The following is a 12633-nucleotide window of genomic DNA, read 5'->3' as shown; positions in this document are numbered from 1 at the left end:
AGAGTGCCGGCCCCGAGGGGCCGCGCGGGACTCAGTCGCCGAACAGCTTTTGCTTGAGCTCGCGGCGCTGCTGGGCCTCGATGGACAGGCTGGCGGTCGGCCGCGCCAGCAAGCGGCCCACGCCGATGGGCTCGCCGGTTTCTTCGCAATAGCCGTAGTCGCCGCTGTCGATGCGCGCCAGCGACTGCTCGATTTTTTTGAGCAGCTTGCGCTCGCGGTCGCGCGTGCGCAGCTCCAGGGCGTGCTCTTCTTCGATCGTGGCGCGATCGGCCGGATCGGGCACGACCACCGTGTCCTCGCGCAGATGCTCGGTCGTCTCGCCGGCGTTGTTCAGGATGTCCTGCTTGAGCGCCTGCAGCTTGCGCCGGAAGTAGGCCAACTGGACGTCGTTCATGTATTCCGCATCCGGCATGGCCAGGATGTCGGCGTCCGTGAGCTGCTCCAGGGGCAGCTTCTTCCAGTTGTCGGCTCGTGCGGGGTCTTTGCGCAGCGCGGCGGCTGCGGGCGTGGCGGTCGTGGTCATGACGGGTTCGGGTGAATAACTGGCCTTGGCCGCATGCGGATCGTGGGTCGGCGCGACGGCCTCGGTGGTCTGCGCACGCATGGCCGCCTTCTCGGCGCGGCGGGCGGCCGCGGCGGAGGGTTTGCGCGCCGCGCGCGCCTTGTCGTCGCCCCCGGCCGCGGCGGGCGGGAGGTCGGAACCGGCATCGGGGGACGGGGCCCCGCTCGACGGCGGACGGTTCTTCACGGCGCATCTCCTCTGGCTGGCCGGGTGCTGCCGCGCTGCGGCGGCGGCCCCGCAACCTCCCTGTCGCGGGGGCGCACCCGTCCGAATTGGGGGCCGATTGTAAGCGCAGTCATCAGCGCAGTCGCCAATGCCGCCGCGCACGGCCGATGCGGGCGTTGCGGCCAGGGCACACGCGGCTCAGGCCAGCGACTGCTCCAGCCCCTGCGTCAGGATGTCGCGCGGCAGGTCGATGCCGATGAACACCATCTTGCTCTCGCGCTTTTCGTGGGGCTTCCACACCGGGCCGAGGTCGCTACCCATGAGCTGGTGCACCCCCTGAAAGATCACCTTGCGGTCGGTGCCCTGCATGTGCAACACGCCCTTGTAGCGCAGCAGCTTCGGTCCCCAAACCTGCACCACCGCGCCCAGAAAATCCTCCAGCTTGTGCGGATCGAACGGCCGCTCGCTGCGCCAGACGAAGCTCTTGACATCGTCGTCGTGGTGGTGGTGCCGGGCATGGCCGTGTCCATGCCCATGGTCGTGGTCATGGTCGTGCGCGCAGTGCCCGTGGTCGTGGTCGCAGTGGCTGTGGTCGTGGTGATCGTGCGCGTCCGCCTTCAGGAAGTCCGGATCGATGTCGAGCTTGGCGTTCAGGTTGAACCCCCGCAGATCCAGCACCTTGGCCAGCGGTACCTGACCGAAGTGCACGGTCTCGATCGGCGCGCGCGGGTTCATGTGCTTGAGGCGATGGATCAGCGCGTCGAGCTCGTCGGCCGACACCAGATCGGCCTTGCTGATGAAGATCTGGTCCGCGAAGCCGACCTGGCGGCGGGCCTCCTGCCGGTCGTCGAGCTGCTGCTGGGCGTGCTTGGCGTCCACCAGCGTCACGATCGAGTCGAGCAAAAAGCTCTCGGCCACCTCGTCGTCCATGAAGAAGGTCTGCGCCACCGGCCCCGGGTCCGCCAGACCCGTGGTCTCGATGACCACGCGGTCGAACGCCAGCAGCCCCTTGCGCCGCTTGGCCGCCAGCAGCGACAGCGTGCTGCGCAGATCCTCGCGGATGGTGCAACAGACGCAGCCGTTGCTCATCTGGATGATCTGCTCCTCGGTGTCGGCCACCAGGATGTCGTTGTCGATGTTTTCCTCGCCGAACTCGTTTTCGATGACGGCGATGCGCTGGCCGTGCGCCTCGGTGAGGACGCGCTTGAGCAGCGTGGTCTTGCCCGAGCCCAGAAAGCCGGTCAGGATGGTTGCAGGAATGAGTGCCATGGCATCAGTGTAGGGGGACTGTCAAGGCCTGGGCGCCGTCAGGGCCGGCGCCAGACCACCAGGCCCTTGAGGTACTCGCCCTCCGGGAAGGCCAGCCCCGTCGGGTGATCGGGGGCGCCGCCGTGGCGGGCCAGGATGGTCGCCTCCACACCCGCCTCGTGCGCGGCACTGGCGACGATCTTCTGAAACAGCTCCACCCCGACCGCGCCGGAACACGAGTAGGTGAACAAGACACCGCCGGGCTGCAGCAGCTTGAAGCCCAGCCGGTTGACATCCTTGTAGGCGCGCGCGGCGCGCTCCAGGTGCGCCGCGGACGGCGCGAGCTTGGGCGGGTCGAGCACGATGGCGTCGAAGCGCCGCCCCTCGGCCCAGAAAGCACGCAGGCTGGCGTTGACGTCCGCGTCCAGAAAGGTGCAGCGCGCCGCGTCGAAGCCGTTGAGCGCCACGTTGCGCCGCGCGCGCTCCAGCGCCGGGCCGGAGGAATCGATCGACGTCACATGGCGCGCACCCCCCGCGAGCGCCGCCACCGTGAAGCCGCCGGTGTAGCTGTAGCAGTTGAGCACATCGCCCCAGCCAAAGCGCCGCGTCAGCTCGGCGCAGGCGCGCCGGCTGTCGCGCTGGTCCAGGTAATAGCCGGTTTTGTGGCCCTCGGCCACGTCCAGACTCAGGCGCCAGCCGTTTTCGTGGATCACGCATTCGGTGGGCCCGTCGCCGCGCAGCCAGCCGGTCGCCGGCGGCAGGCCTTCGAGCTGCCGCACGCTCGCGTCCGAGCGCTCATACAGACGCTGCAGGCCCGTCACCCGCAGCAGGGCGTCGGCGATCACGGCCTTGTGCCGCTCGGCGCCGCTGCTGCCAAACTGGGCCACGAGGACATCCCCGTAACGGTCCACCACCAGGCCCGGCAGGCCGTCGGACTCGCCGTGCACCAACCGAACCCCGTCGCTGTCGATGGCGAGCCGCTCGCGCAACTGCACGGCCGCGCGCAACCGGCGCTCGAAAAACGCGGCATCGATGCGCTCGGCTTCGTCGAAGCTCCACACGCGCACCCGAATCTTGGAGCTGGGCGCATACGCCCCCCACGCCAGAAAGCGCCCCTCGGCGCTCTCCACCCGCACCGTCTCGCCGGGATCGGCCCGGCCGCGGTCGATGGCACCATCGAACACCCAAGGGTGATGGCGCAGCAGCGAGCGTTCCTTGCCCGCCTTGAGTCGGATCGTCTTCATGGGGGTGGATTGTCCCACCCCGGGCGGCGCGGACTCAGGGCCGCAGGTAGACGAAGCCCTCGCGCGCCTGCAGCCGCGCGACTTCGGCCACGCCGGAGGGCACGATCTTGGCCTCGGGCACCAGTTTGGCGGCGTCGATCTTGCGCGACACCAGGGTGTTGTTGCACACGCGGAACTCGATGCCGCGGTTGGCCAGATCGGCCACTGCGCCGGCAAACGGCTGCTCCATCTGGTTGGTGGCGCCTTCGAGCAGGAAGTCGATGCCCAGGCCGTGCGTCACGACCACGATCTTGGCCGACGGATCGGCCGCCAGGTGGTTGCGGATGTTCTGGACCGCGCGCGATGCCTGGGGGATGCCTTCGCTCAGGTGGTAGACGACCTTGACGGGTTCGGCCGCCTGGGCCGCCGCGGCAAAGGCCAATGAGGCGAAAAACAGCGTGAGGGTGCGCCAGAGGGCTTTCATGGACCGGTCTCCTAATGAGGATGTGGCAGGGGCCGGGGAGGTCTGGATCGCCTCCCGGTCGGGTTGGCCATTGTCGCGCGAGCGGATACCCGACTACCCATCGGGGTTACCCGCAGCGGCGGGCGGTGTGGACTCTGCCGCGCCCGGCCCGGCCGCATCGCCGGCGCCACGGCGGGCGCGCGGATGGGCGGCCTCGTACACCCGGCTCAGGTCCTGAAAGTCCAGCCGCGTATAGATCTGGGTGCTGGCAATGCTGGCGTGGCCCAGCAGCTCCTGCACACCGCGCAGGTCGCCGCTGGACTGCAGCACATGGCTGGCAAAGCTGTGCCGCAGCATGTGGGGATGCACATGCACGGGCACGCCGGCCTCGGCCGCCCAGGCCGCCAGACGGCGGCGCGCCACCTGCGGCGTGAGCCGCTCGCCGCGCGCGCCGACGAAGAGCGCCGGCTCGTCCGGCAGCCGCAGCAGTTGCGCGCGCACCGACAGCCAATCGGCCAGCGCCGCCAGGGCCGGGCCGCCGACCGGCACGGTGCGCCATTTGCCCCCCTTGCCGCACACATGGGCCTCGCCCGCCTGGGCATCGACCCACCCCCGGGCGTGGGGCCCGGCCTGCACGTCCAGCCCCAGCAGCTCCCCCAGGCGCAGGCCGCTGCCGTAGAGCAGCTCCACCATGGCCCGGTCGCCGCGGCGCTGCGCATGCGCGAGCGCCTCGGCCGCCCGGTCACCGGACACGGCCTGCCCGGGGCCTTGCGCCAGCCGCAGGGCCTCCTCCACCGCCAGGGCCTTGGGCAGCGGCTTGCCCGCTTTGGGCGGCCGCACCCCCTGCAGGGGGTGGCGGTCGATGCCCCCCGTGCGCCCCATCCAGTCGTAGAACCCGCGCCAGCTCGACACCACCAAGGCAATACCGCGCGGCTGCCGGCCGGCCGCGTGCAATTGGGCCACCCAGCGGCGCGCCTGGGACGGGGTCACGGCCTTCAGTCCGGTGCCCTCGGCCTGGGCGCGGTGATACAGATCGTGCAAATGCTCGGCGTACAGCGCCTGGGTGCGTGCGGCCAGCCGCTTTTCCACCCGGACATGGGTCAGATAGTCCGCGATCAACGCCAGATCGTCGGTCGCCGCATCCATCGCAAGCGCCGGCGCACCGCCGGTCCGGTCAGTCCACCGCCGGCAGCAGGCGGCTCAACGCCGCGGCCGCCTGATCGCCGATGCGGGCCAGAAACTCGGTCCCCGCACTGGCCTGGAACCGGCGCGCATCGGGCGAGGCCAACACCAGCAGCCCAAAGGCGGGTGCGTCCTCCGCGCGCCGCAGCGGCAGCAGCGCCAGCGACACCGCGGCGTCGGGGTTGGCCAGCCACTGCACCGGCTCCACCCCGGGGTTGGCACCACAAAACGGCTGGCGCAAGGAGGTGGCAAAGGCCCGGGCATCGTCGCTGGCGCCCTGCGCAAACGGCGCATCCGCCCACGGCGGGGCCACCCCCCACAGCTTCAGCGCGACCTGCGGCACGTCAAAGCGCACCGCCAACCCGTCCGTGACGGCAGCGGGCAGCGCAGCCGGGTCGTTGACCGCCAGCAACTCGCAGGTCCAGCGGTGCAGACGGTCGAGCAGGCCGGTGTTCTCCTGGCCGTGGCGGATCATCTCGGCCGCCCGCAGCTCGAGCTGGCGCAGCCGCTCGCGCAGGATCTCGACCTGCCGCTCCATCAGGCTGACCGCACGGCCGACGTGCGGGCTGGTCAGTTGCACCGACGCGAGCAGTTCGGCGTGGCGTTCGAAAAAGTCCGGCGTGTTGACCAGAAACTGGGCGATGTCGTCCTCGGTGATGGGCTGCAGCGGGGCGGTGGGGTTCAAGGGCGGGTCTCCGGCGTGCGCCACGGGGCGCGAGCAGCCCCGATTGTGGCGCAGGACGGGCGGCGCGCGGGCGCCTGCCGCGCCGCCGTGGCGCCGTCAGCGCAGGTCCGGCACCTCCACCACGCCCGTGAACACCGGCTCGGCCGGCCCCGTCATCCGCACGGGGGATTGCACGCCCTGGCGCATGGGCCACTCGATGGTCAGGCGGCCGCCCGGCAGGTCCACATCCACGCGCTCGTCGAGCCAGCCCAGCCGGATGCCGGCCACCACGGCCGCGCAGGCGCCCGTGCCACAGGCCAGCGTCTCGCCGGCGCCGCGCTCGTAGACCCGCAGCCGGGCGCGGTCGCGCCCGAGGACCTGCAAAAAGCCGACGTTGACCCGGCGCGGAAAGCGCGGGTGCGACTCGATCGCCGGCCCCCACTGCGCCACCGGCGCGGTGTCCACGTCCTCGACGCGGAGCACGGCGTGCGGATTGCCCATGGACAACACCGCCACCGGCACGGGCGCGGGGCCCGCCGCCGCCACGGCCAGCGGCCAACGCTCCCAGGCGCCCTCGGGCATCGGTTGCAGGCCGGCGGGGTCGAACGGCACCCGGGCCGGCTCGAACACGGGGGCGCCCATGTCCACGGTCACGCGCCCGTCGTCCTGCAGCGCCAGCGTCAGCACCCCGGCGCGGGTCTGCACCCGCACGGTGCGCTTGGGCGTCAGCCCCGCGTCGTGCACGTAACGCACGAAGCAGCGCGCCCCATTGCCGCAGTTTTCCACCTCGCCGCCGTCGGCGTTGTGGATGACGTATTCGAAGTCCACCTCCGGCGTCGGCGCCGGCCGCACCGTCAGAATCTGGTCCGCCCCGATGCCGAAGTGCCGGTCGGCCAGCCAGCGGTACTGCGCGGGGGTCAGACCGTGGCGCTGGCGCGTCTCGTCGAGCACGACGAAATCGTTGCCCGCCCCCTGCATCTTCGTGAACGACAGCCGCATCAGCTCGCCTGCTCCGCGACGAAGATCTCGACCCGGCGGTTGCGCGCGCGCCCCTCGGCGGTGTCGTTGCTGGCGACGGGCTCGCGCGATCCGCGCCCGTCGATCGCGATGCGCCCGACCGCCACACCCCGTGTGGTCAGGTAGTCGCGCACCGCCGCCGCGCGCTGGACCGACAGGGGGTTGTTGATCGCATCGCTGCCGGTGCTGTCGGTGTGGCCGACGATGGTCACGCGCGCCGCAGGGTTGCGGTTCAGGCCGGCGGCAAAGGTGTCGAGCACGGCCCGGAAGTTGGGCTTGATGTCGGCACGGCCGACGTCGAACGAGATGTCGCTCGGGATTTCGAGCTTCAGGCGGTTGTCGGCGGTTTGCGTCACCGCCACGCCGGTGCCGGCGGTGGCCTGCTCCATCTCGCGCTTTTGCTGCTCCATGCGGTTGGACCAGACATAGCCGCCGAGCGCCCCGGCCCCGGCCCCGATGGCCGCGCCCCGCACCGCCCCCTTGCCGCCATCGGTCACGGCACCCAGCACAGCCCCGGCGGCGGCGCCGATCATGGCACCCTTGGCGGTGCCCGACTTTTGCTCTTCGGACATGTTGGCGCAACCGCCCAGCGCCACGGCGGTGGCGAGCGCGGCGACCCAAACGCCGTGCAACGGGCCACGGGATGGGCCTTGGGACGGCCCCTGGGAACGGACGAAATCCAATGGTGTCATGGCGGGACTCCTGCGTGACGCGCCCGGTGGCGCGGGATCGCTACCATTGTGATCCAGATCCGCCCGGCCGGCCACTGCGGGGCCGCCGCTGTTACCAACGGTGACAACCGATACACGCCATGGTCCGCCCCCACCTGCGCCTGCGCCCGCCCCAACCCCCTGCCCCCGTGCGCCCGGCGGCGACCGTGCTGCTGGTGCGCGATGGCGACGCGGGCCTGGAGGTGCTGATGACCCGGCGCTCGGCGCGCGCCAGCTTCGCGCCCGGCGCGTACGTCTTTCCCGGCGGCGCCATCGACGAGGCGGACCGCGACGCCGCGCACGACCCGGCGCTGGCCTGGCGACCGGACCAGGACGAAACCCTGCGCCCGGCCCTGCTGGCCGCCGTGCGCGAGAGCTTCGAGGAGCTGGGCGTGCTGCTCGCTCGCGACGCGCACGGCCGCTGGGTCGACCCCGCCACCCTGGCGGCCCTGGACCGGCACGGCCCACTGCTGCCCCAGTGCCGGACGCACGGTCTGACGCTGGCGCTGGACGCGCTGTGGTGGCTGGCGCACTGGATCACGGACCGCGATCTGCCCAAGCGCTTCGACGTGCCCTTTTTCATCGCCCGCATGCCGCCGGATCAGACGCCGCAGGCCGACAACCGCGAGCAGTTCGAACCCATCTGGGTGGCCCCGGGCGAGGCGCTGCGCCGCCACGCGGCCGGGGACTTTCCCATGGTCTATCCGACCGTGCGCACCCTGGAGTATCTGCAGCGCTACCCGGACAGCGCGGGCCTGCTGGACGCCTGCGCGGCCCGCCAAGGCCCGCAATGGGTCAGCTGCCCCCGCGCGGGCTGGCTGCGCGGGCAGGAGGCGCGCTTCATGGAGCACGAGCCGCCCTTTGGCGAACTGGAGCTGACCTGCCCCGACGGGCAACTGGAGCACCACCTGGACTGGCGGCATGACGCGCCGGTGGCCCTGACCCGCCATGTGCAGCGCCTGACTGCCGCCAACGCCGGGCCGATGACCGGCCCCGGCACCAACAGCTACCTGGTGGGCGAGGCCGCCACTGGCTACATGGCCATCGACCCCGGGCCCGACGACGCCGATCACCTGCGGCGGTTGTTCGAGGCGGCGGGCGGTGACTTGCGCGCCATCGTCTGCACCCACTCGCACCCGGACCACTCCCCGGGCGCCTACCCCTTGCAGGCGCTGTGCCGCGCCGCCGGCCGCCCCGCCCCGCCGGTACTCGGCCTGCCCAGCGCGCCGACGGCGCGGGCGCACAGCCATTTCCGCCCCGAACGGGCGCTTTCGGACGGCGAACGGCTGGTGCTGTCCGCGGCCGATGGCGGCCATCGCCACACCCTGCGCGTGCTGCACACACCCGGCCACGCCGCCAATCACGTCTGTCTGGTGCTGGAAGAAGACGGCCTGCTGTTCAGCGGCGACCACATCCTCAATGGCAGCACCACCGTCATCGACCCGCCCGACGGCGACATGGATGCCTACCTGGCCTCGCTGCGGCGGCTGCGCGCGGCCTGCGACGAGCACGGCATCCGTTACATCCTGCCGGCACACGGCCACGTGCTGGGCGATGCCCCGCGCGCCATCGAACGGCTGCTGGCCCACCGGCTGCAGCGCGAGGCCAAGATCGCCCGCGTGCTGGCCGAACACCCCGACGGCGATCTGGCGGTCTGGGTGCGCCACGCCTATGATGACGTGCCGCCGCACCTGTGGCCGGTGGCCCGGCGCTCGCTGCTGGCGCACCTGCAGCGCCTGGACCGTGCACGTTTCGATGATGCTTGGATGGAGGACCGACCGTGAACCCCCTCCCGCTGCCCCGGTCGCGGGGCATGTTGCCGCGCTGGGCGCTCACCGGGCCGACGCCGCCATGGCGCTCGACAAAGGCTGTCTGAGCTGCCACGGTGACCCGCCGCGCGGCAAGGCGCCGACGATGGCGGCGCTGGCACAACGCTACGCCCAGCTGAGCGCCGACGAGCTGACCAAAAAAGCCGAGAAGCTGTGCGAGCACCGGCTGCTCGGCGGCGTCGCGGCGCACGAAAAGCTCACGCCCGAAGAATCGCTGCGGCTGGTGCGCTGGATCGCCACCGGCGCGCGCTAACCGCGCGGCCTGCAGCGCGCTCGTAAAGGGTGAAGTCCGCCGGTACGCCGGATTCTGTGCACGGGGCCCGAAGACCCCGCGTGACCGCCATTCCTCTGGGCCGCCGGTCACCCGGACGGCTCGATGCCACCTACCCACCGACACGGCCCGCGGGACCACGGGTGGCCCCGGACTTGCGCCCGGAGCCGGCCGGCCTACTTGGTGTTGCTGCGCGTAGAGATTGCCCGTTTCACCCGAACTGAATCGGCTCGTCTCTGTTGCTCTGATCCTCACCTCGCGGTGGAGAGGCGTTACCTCCTACGCTGCCCTGCGCAGTCCGGACGTTCCTCCAGCGCACCCTTGCGGGCCTTGCGCCAGCGACGGTCTGGCAGACTTCACGGGCAGATTATCCTTGGTATTGACGTCGTGCGCTTGGCCCGCACCCCGGGTCTGCGTATCATCTGCGCCCATGCCCGATCACCACGGGCCCCGAGGACCGACGCATGATCCGCATTGCCGAACTGAAGCTGCCGCTGCAGGCCCTGCCCGTCGAAACCCGTCGCGCAGCCGACGCCCCGGCCGAGACCGAGGCCGACCGCGCCCCGCCCCCACACCCCATCGCCGCGCTGCGGGCACTGGCCGCCCAGGCGCTGGACGTACCCCCCGACGCGATCGCCCGGCTGGAGGTGCTCAAGCGCGCGTTCGACGCACGGGGCGCGCAGATCCGCGCCGTCTTCATCGTGGACGTGGCCCTGGCCGATGCCGCCCAGGAAGCCGCCGTGCTGCAACGGTGGGCGGGCCATGCGCACATCCAGCCCACGCCGGACATGTCGTGGCGGCCGCCCGCGCGGGCGGTACCGGACGCGGCGCCCGCCGATGGCGAGCGGCCCGTCGTGGTGGGCTTTGGGCCGTGCGGCATTTTTGCCGCGCTGACGCTGGCCGAGATGGGGCTGCGCCCCTTGGTGCTGGAACGCGGCCGCCCAGTGCGCCGCCGCACGAAGGACACCTGGGGGCTGTGGCGCAAACGGGTGCTCACGCCCGAGTCGAACGTGCAATTTGGCGAAGGCGGTGCCGGGCTGTTTTCGGACGGCAAGCTCTACAGCCAGATCAAGGACCCGCGGCACCTGGGGCGGCGGGTGATGCAGGCCTTCGTGGACGCCGGCGCGCCGCCCGAGATCCTGTACGAGGCGCACCCGCACATCGGCACCTTCAAACTCGTCAAGGTGGTGGAGGCGCTGCGCGAGCGCATCACCGCGCTGGGCGGCGAGGTACGCTTCGAGCAGCAGGTGACGGACTTCGTGCTGGAGCGCACGGCCGACGGCCGGCTGGCGATGCAAGGGCTGCGCGTGCGCGACCTGGCCAGCGGCCAGGAGACCACTCTGAGCGCGCGCCGCGTGGTGCTGGCGCTGGGCCACAGCGCGCGCGACACCTTCGAACAGCTCCACCGCCACGGCGTGTTCCTGGAGGCCAAGCCGTTTTCGATCGGCGTGCGCATCGAGCACCCGCAAAGCGTCATCGACCGCGCGCGCTGGGGCCGCCACGTCGGCCATCCGCTGCTCGGTGCGGCGGCGTACAAACTGGTGCACCACGCCCACAACGGCCGCGCTGTGTACAGCTTCTGCATGTGCCCGGGGGGCACGGTGGTGGCGGCCACGAGCGAGCCGGAGCGCGTCGTCACCAATGGCATGAGCCAGTACTCGCGCGCCGAGCGCAACGCCAACGCCGGGCTGGTGGTGGGCATCGGCCCCGCGGATTTTCCGCAACACGACGCTGCCGCCTGGCGCGCCGCCTTTGGCGACGACGCGGGCAGCCGCTACGCCGCCGAAGCCGCCGCGCTGGGGGCCCACGGCGGCGCCCACCCGCTGGCGGGCGTGGTGCTGCAGCGGCAACTGGAGAGCGCCGCCTACCGCGCCGGGGGCGGCGGCTATCTGGCGCCGGGCCAGTTGGTGGGGGACTTTTTGGCCGCCCGGCCCTCCCGCGCCCTTGGGGACGTGGTGCCGTCGTACAAACCGGGCGTTACCCTGGGCGATCTGGCCACGGTGCTGCCCGCCTACGCGGTGCAGGCCATGCGCGAGGCGTTGCCCGTCTTTGGCCGGCAGATCCGCGGCTACGACCGCGCCGATGCCGTCATGACCGGGGTGGAAACCCGCACCTCGTCGCCGCTGCGCATCACCCGCGGGGCGGACTATCAAAGCCTCAACACCGCCGGTCTGTACCCCGCGGGCGAGGGGGCCGGCTATGCGGGCGGCATTCTGTCGGCGGGGGTGGACGGCATCAAGGTCGCCGAGGCGCTGGGCTGCCACCTGCTGGGGGTGGAGCCGCCGCCGCCCGACCGGAGCACCCGTCTGGCCGTCACCTACGGCTGACGGCGGCGGGCGCCCGGTGCATGCGCTGCCGGGCCAGGGCCGCGGTCAGGCCGCCTGCAGCGCCGCGATGCGCTCTTCGATCGGCGGGTGGGTGCTGAACAGCTTGCCCAGCCCGCCAGTGATGCCCAGCGTCTGCATGCCCTGCGGCAAAGCCCCGGGCTGCAGCCCGCCCAGACGCGCCAGCGCATTGATCATCGGCTGCTTGCGCCCCATCAAGGCCACGGCACCGGCGTCGGCGCGGAACTCGCGCTGGCGGCTGAACCAGGCCACGATGATCGCGGCGAGGAAGCCCAGGATCACCTCCATCACGATACTGGTAATCAGGTAGCCGATGCCGGGGCCGGACTGCTCGCTGTCGCCACGGCGCAAAAAGCTGTCCACCACGTAGCCGATCACACGGCTCAGGAACACGACGAAGGTGTTCATCACGCCCTGGATCAGCGTCATCGTCACCATGTCGCCGTTGGCGATGTGCGCCACCTCGTGGCCGATGACGGCCTCGACCTCTTCGCGCGTCATGTTTTGCAGCAGGCCCGTGGAGACCGCCACCAGCGCCGAATCCTTGAACGCCCCCGTGGCGAAGGCGTTGGGCTCACCTTCGTAAATGCCGACTTCCGGCATGCCGATGCCGGCCTTGTCGGCAAAGCGGCGCACCGTGTTGACGATCCACGCCTCGTCGGCGTTGCGCGGCTCGTTGATGATGACCAGCCCGGTCGTCCATTTGGCCATGGGCTTGCTCATCAACAGCGAGATGAAGGCGCCGCCAAAGCCGATGACGAGCGAGAAGATCGCCAGCGCGGTCAGATTCAGGCCGTTGGCGCTGAGGAAGCGATCCACGCCCAGGATGCGGGTGGTGATCAACAGCACCGCCATCACGGCGAGGTTGGTCAAGACCAGCAGCAGGATGCGTTTCATGGAGTCTCCGTTGCAAGGTTGAGAGGGGCCGTGCCCTCGGCACCGCCCGCGTCCCCC

General features: G+C 71.4%; 12 protein-coding genes and 1 other RNA gene. 3 read left to right on the top strand and 10 right to left on the bottom strand.

Translation table 11 applies throughout. The features are described 5' to 3' along the window. Nucleotides 1-31: 31 nt before the first annotated feature. The 8 genes from dksA to A9O67_RS13905 all read right to left on the bottom strand — a co-directional run bounded on the left by dksA (nt 32) and on the right by A9O67_RS13905 (nt 7096). Complete coding sequence (gene dksA / locus A9O67_RS12640; protein WP_231960351.1) at nt 32-748, bottom strand: RNA polymerase-binding protein DksA; 717 nt, start codon at nt 746-748, stop codon at nt 32-34. A 177-nt stretch (nt 749-925) separates the two neighbouring features. Beyond that, the gene (locus tag A9O67_RS12635; protein ID WP_068610903.1) at nt 926-1996 is read right to left on the bottom strand and encodes a CobW family GTP-binding protein; all 1071 of its coding nucleotides are present in this window, start codon (nt 1994-1996) and stop codon (nt 926-928) included. A 38-nt stretch (nt 1997-2034) separates the two neighbouring features. Then, nucleotides 2035-3219 carry a class I SAM-dependent rRNA methyltransferase gene (locus A9O67_RS12630; protein ID WP_068610900.1) on the bottom strand — a complete coding sequence of 395 codons (1185 nt, stop codon included), beginning with the start codon at nt 3217-3219 and terminating at the stop codon, nt 2035-2037. 34 nt (nt 3220-3253) lie between these two features. Beyond that, nucleotides 3254-3682 carry a DsrE family protein gene (locus A9O67_RS12625; protein WP_082955586.1) on the bottom strand — a complete coding sequence of 143 codons (429 nt, stop codon included), beginning with the start codon at nt 3680-3682 and terminating at the stop codon, nt 3254-3256. A 93-nt stretch (nt 3683-3775) separates the two neighbouring features. Further along, on the bottom strand, nt 3776-4807 hold the full coding sequence (locus tag A9O67_RS12620; protein ID WP_068610898.1) for a tyrosine-type recombinase/integrase: 1032 nt from the start codon (nt 4805-4807) through the stop codon (nt 3776-3778). Nucleotides 4808-4835: 28 nt separating this feature from the next. Continuing rightward, nucleotides 4836-5528 carry a DUF484 family protein gene (locus tag A9O67_RS12615; protein ID WP_068610949.1) on the bottom strand — a complete coding sequence of 231 codons (693 nt, stop codon included), beginning with the start codon at nt 5526-5528 and terminating at the stop codon, nt 4836-4838. Nucleotides 5529-5624: 96 nt separating this feature from the next. After that, nucleotides 5625-6506: a diaminopimelate epimerase gene (gene dapF, locus A9O67_RS12610; protein ID WP_068610896.1), complete on the bottom strand. Its 882-nt coding sequence runs from the start codon at nt 6504-6506 to the stop codon at nt 5625-5627. After that, nucleotides 6506-7096, bottom strand: coding sequence for an OmpA family protein (locus A9O67_RS13905; protein ID WP_269451568.1), 591 nt, complete (start codon nt 7094-7096; stop codon nt 6506-6508). The genes dapF and A9O67_RS13905 overlap by 1 nt, the downstream gene beginning before the upstream one ends. Nucleotides 7097-7335: 239 nt before the next feature. Here A9O67_RS13905 and A9O67_RS12600 point away from each other — a divergent pair, with 239 nt between their 5' ends. Both A9O67_RS12600 and A9O67_RS12595 read left to right on the top strand, forming a co-directional pair. Then, nucleotides 7336-9018: an MBL fold metallo-hydrolase gene (locus tag A9O67_RS12600; protein WP_068610892.1), complete on the top strand. Its 1683-nt coding sequence runs from the start codon at nt 7336-7338 to the stop codon at nt 9016-9018. Between the two features lie 67 nt (nt 9019-9085). Next, nucleotides 9086-9316 (top strand): hypothetical protein, encoded by a 231-nt coding sequence (locus A9O67_RS12595; protein WP_068610888.1) that lies wholly within the window; start codon nt 9086-9088, stop codon nt 9314-9316. A 27-nt stretch (nt 9317-9343) separates the two neighbouring features. Here A9O67_RS12595 and rnpB read toward each other — a convergent pair. Beyond that, an RNA gene (gene rnpB / locus A9O67_RS12590) (RNase P RNA component class A) lies at nt 9344-9692 on the bottom strand. 106 nt (nt 9693-9798) lie between these two features. On the opposite strand from rnpB, the gene A9O67_RS12585 reads away from it, so the two are divergent. After that, on the top strand, nt 9799-11661 hold the full coding sequence (locus A9O67_RS12585; protein WP_068610886.1) for an NAD(P)/FAD-dependent oxidoreductase: 1863 nt from the start codon (nt 9799-9801) through the stop codon (nt 11659-11661). Between the two features lie 45 nt (nt 11662-11706). Here A9O67_RS12585 and htpX read toward each other — a convergent pair whose 3' ends face one another. Further along, nucleotides 11707-12576, bottom strand: coding sequence for a protease HtpX (gene htpX, locus A9O67_RS12580; RefSeq protein WP_068610885.1), 870 nt, complete (start codon nt 12574-12576; stop codon nt 11707-11709). Nucleotides 12577-12633 lie beyond the last annotated feature (57 nt).

This window comes from Tepidimonas fonticaldi, assembly GCF_001675355.1.
Classification (GTDB): domain Bacteria; phylum Pseudomonadota; class Gammaproteobacteria; order Burkholderiales; family Burkholderiaceae_C; genus Tepidimonas; species Tepidimonas fonticaldi.
Note: the sequence above shows the minus strand (reverse complement) of the source record. Positions and strands in the feature narration are given on the sequence as shown.